We start from the raw sequence: 3,582 nt of genomic DNA on the forward strand, positions 1-3,582 counted from the left end.
ACGGCGGTCGGGCACACGATCACCTCGGCGCCGTAGGCCCGCAGCACGTTGCGCTTGTCCTCGCCGACCTTGTCGGGACACACGAACACGCACTTGTAGCCGCGCTGCTGCGCGACCAGCGCCAGGCCGATGCCGGTGTTGCCGGAGGTGGGCTCGACGATCGTGCCGCCCGGCTTCAGTTCACCCGACGCTTCGGCCGCATCGATCATCTTCACCGCGATGCGGTCCTTGGAGCTGCCGCCGGGATTGAGGTACTCGATCTTCGCCGCTACGAGCCCCGAGCCGGGTTTCACCACCGTGTTGAGCTTGACGAGAGGTGTGTTTCCGATGAGGTCGACGACGGAATCCGCAATGCGCATGACTCCATGTTCCCACGTCGTGACTTTTCGTCGGGGTGATGGTGTACACGCCCCCCGCCGGCCCGGGAACACTGTCCACCTCCGAGGACGACGAAGACCCCGGACCGTGGCCCGGGGTCTTCGTGGAGTCCTGCTAGTCGTTCTGGAAGTAGCTGAGCAGTCGCAGGATCTCGACGTACAGCCACACCAGGGTGACGGTCAGGCCCAGGGCGACGCCCCACGCGGCCTTCTCCGGAGCCTGTGCGCGGATCAGCTGATCGGCGGAATCGAAGTCCAGCAGGAAGCTGAACGCCGCGATGCCGATGCACACGAGGCTGAAGATGATGGCGAGCGGGCCACCGTCGCGCAGGCCGAGACCACCGTCGATGAAGAAGCCGGCGATGAGGTTGCCCAGCGCCAGGACCAGGACACCGACGAGCGCACCGACGATCATGCGGGTCAGGCGCGGGGTGACGCGGATGGCGCCGGTGCGGTACACGACGAGCATGCCGAAGAACACGCCGAAGGTGCCGAGGACGGCCTGAGCGATCAGGGTCGCGCCGCCCGTGCCACCGAAGGTGATGTCGGTGAACATGAACGACAGCGCGCCGAGGAAGAAGCCTTCCGCCACGGCGTAGGCGAGAACGATGGCCGGGTTGTCCATCTTGCGGCCGAACGTCGCGACCAGCACCAGGACGAGGCCGATCAGACCGCCACCGATGACGAACGGGGCCGCCAGGTCGACGTTGGAGTTGACCAGCACGTAGGAGATGAGGGCCGAGACAGCGAGCACACCGAGTGTGATGCCGGTCTTGGTGACGACATCGTCGATGGTCATGGTCCGCTGGTCGGTGGGACGTGCCCACGGATCCGTCTGCGGCTGCCCGAATTGCTGAGTGGCCTGCGCGGCGCCCGCCGTCGCAGAGCCGAACGTGGCGTATCCGCCGCCCTCTTGCTTGGGCAGGTTGCGGAACACCGGGTTACTGGTGGTGCGCACCGTGCACTTCCCTTCTCGTGGTCGCTTCTGTCCGTTCAACGAGGCAGTGACCTCACGAGTTCCCGATCGTCGGGAAAGCTCGGACTAATCGGACTCTACCGGCTCCGTACCGACCGGGTCACGGTGAACTTGCGGTTGCGGCCCTCGACGCGGGTCGCGCCGACGATGCCGGACAACGCGGGGCGGTAGTCGAGGTGACGGTTGTAGACCGTCCACATCTGTCCTCCCGGCCGGAGGATCCGGGCCGCGGCGTCGAACATCTTGCGGGCGGCGCCGGTGTGCACGGCCGCGCCGAGGTGGAAGGGCGGATTGCACACCACGAGGTCGACCGACCCGGCCGGGATCGAGCCGGCGGCGTCGTCGCGGAGTGTGTCGACACGGTCGGACAAGCCGTTCGCAGCGGCGGTCCCCGCGGCGGAGGCGACGGCGGCGGCGGACTGGTCGGTCGCGATCACCCGGGCGCCGGGAAGCTGCCGGGCGAGCATCGCGGCAAGGATGCCGGTGCCGCAGCCGAGATCCACCGCGACCTGCACGTCCGCATAGATGCGGGGGAAGAAGTCGAGGAGGAATCGGGTACCGATGTCGAGACGGGGGCCGGCGAAGGCAGCGCCGTGCGCGACGACCGTGAGGTCGAGTTCGGCGAGGTGCTCACGGACGGGATACGAGGCGGGTCCGGGCGTCGTCCCGCGTGCGGTGAGCACCCGCGACTTCTGGCGTCCCCGGGACGCACGGACCTCGGCGAAGGACGCACCGAGCACGTCGTTCATCGCGAGGCCGATGTGCTTGTCGCGGCCACCGGCGAACACGACGACCTCGGGGTCGGCGTGGCGGGCGATCGTCTCGGCGATCTCGGTGAGCGCCGACAGCGAGCGGGGAAGTCGTAGCAGCACCACGCGGGCCCCGGCGAGCAGACCGGCGTCGAGAGCGCCGGAGCGGTAACGATCGGTGAGGCCCTCACGCTCGGCGTTCGCGGCCAGGGCGCGCTCGGCCACCACCGAATCCTGATGCACCCGGATCTCCTCCACCCCGAAGCGGACGACCGTGCCCAGGGTCAGCGCGCCGTACTGGTCGTCGATGACGACGACCGTGCCCGGCGAGGCCGAGTCGAGGACGGGGGCGGCTTCGTCGAGGAGCAGACGGTCGGCCCCGTCGACGGCGAACAGGTTGGGCGCTTCCACATCCGGGAAGCGCCTCAACCTGTCGTACAACTCGTCGATCAACACTCGACCGTCAGCACTCGCCCTTACCGGCGTTCTCGATGGCACGCAGGGTGTCGGCCTGCTCCTCTTCGCTGAGGTCCTGCCATGCCGGGAGCTGCTGCTGCGCGTCGGCGACGGCCTGGGCCGCTGCGGCACGGTCCTGACCCCACCCCTCGAGCTCGTCGAGGTAGGGCAGCAGTGCCTCGCAGTTCTCTTCGTAGCTCTTGCCGAGTTCGACGGTGGTGCCCGTGGTGCCGGCCTCCGCCGAGGCAGAGGCGGTCGCCGTCGTGGTGGTGGTCTCCTCGGCCGAGCCCGATCCGTCCGAGGATCCGCACGCCGCCGCGAGCAGGACCACACCTGCACCGAACAGCGCCGCGAGAGTCTTCTTCATCTATGTCCCACTTCTGGTCGCAGTGTCGTTTGTCCGTTCCCGGTGAGGCACCGTGGTCCGGCCGGACCACGGTAGACCAGGGGCGACGCACGATCTGCGGCGGGCGTGCACATTTCGAGACTATCCTGGGGAAACAGCTCCCCGAGGTGATCGCGCCGATGCCCGAGAACGATCCGGCCACCACTCAACGCGCACCGATCGTCGACGTGGCCGAGTCCGCGATCGTGCGTGCGCTGCACGACGCCGGTTTCACCGGCGCCGAGGAGATCGGCCGCGGCGGTTTCGGTGTCGTCTACCGCTGCAGGCAGGAATCACTCGATCGCGATGTCGCCGTCAAGGTCCTCCGGTGGGCACCCCAACCCGCAGATCTGGAGCGATTCCTGCGGGAGCAACGGGCAATGGGACGGCTGTCCGGGCATCCGCACATCGTCACCGTGCTTCATGCAGGTGCCACGGACGACCTGCCCTATCTGGTGATGCACTACCACCCGCACGACTCGCTCGACACCCGCCTGCGCCGGTACGGGGTGCTGTCGTGGCCCGAGGCGGTCCGGCTCGGCGTCAGGATGGCCGGTGCTCTCGAAACCGCGCACCGGTCCGACGTGCTGCACCGCGACGTCAAACCGGGCAACATCCTGCTCACCGAGTACGGCGAGC

The 3,582-nt window shown here is 68.3% G+C and carries 5 protein-coding genes; 1 reads left to right on the forward strand and 4 read right to left on the reverse strand.

Features of this window, described 5'->3' with window-relative positions; genetic code table 11:
* From R1101_RS27455 to R1101_RS0118570, 4 genes are all read right to left on the reverse strand, one after another.
* The coding region (locus tag R1101_RS27455; protein WP_037224082.1) for a pyridoxal-phosphate dependent enzyme at positions 1-359 on the reverse strand (359 nt) is incomplete at its 3' end.
* A gap of 133 nt (positions 360-492) precedes the next feature.
* The gene (locus R1101_RS0118560) at positions 493-1,335 is read right to left on the reverse strand and encodes a Bax inhibitor-1/YccA family protein (protein ID WP_016934844.1); all 843 of its coding nucleotides are present in this window, start codon (positions 1,333-1,335) and stop codon (positions 493-495) included.
* Between the two features lie 95 nt (positions 1,336-1,430).
* Entirely contained in the window at positions 1,431-2,558 is a 1,128-nt protein-coding gene (locus R1101_RS0118565) for a class I SAM-dependent methyltransferase (RefSeq protein ID WP_016934845.1), read from the reverse strand.
* Between the two features lie 7 nt (positions 2,559-2,565).
* Positions 2,566-2,925, reverse strand: a complete 360-nt coding sequence (locus R1101_RS0118570) for a hypothetical protein (protein WP_016934846.1) — start codon at positions 2,923-2,925, stop codon at positions 2,566-2,568.
* Positions 2,926-3,083: 158 nt separating this feature from the next.
* Here R1101_RS0118570 and R1101_RS27460 point away from each other — a divergent pair.
* Positions 3,084-3,582, forward strand: a 499-nt coding sequence (locus R1101_RS27460) for a serine/threonine-protein kinase (RefSeq protein WP_157179181.1), incomplete at its 3' end; no start/stop codon positions are given.

The sequence above is a fragment of the Rhodococcus sp. R1101 genome, assembly GCF_000278445.1.
Classification (GTDB): Bacteria; Actinomycetota; Actinomycetes; order Mycobacteriales; family Mycobacteriaceae; genus Rhodococcus; species Rhodococcus gordoniae.

Bases quoted from the DNA above. Each gene is read 5' to 3' on its own strand.
- R1101_RS0118570 (WP_016934846.1), bottom strand. From the start codon at position 2,925: ATGAAGAAGACTCTCGCGGCGCTGTTCGGTGCAGGTGTGGTCCTGCTC.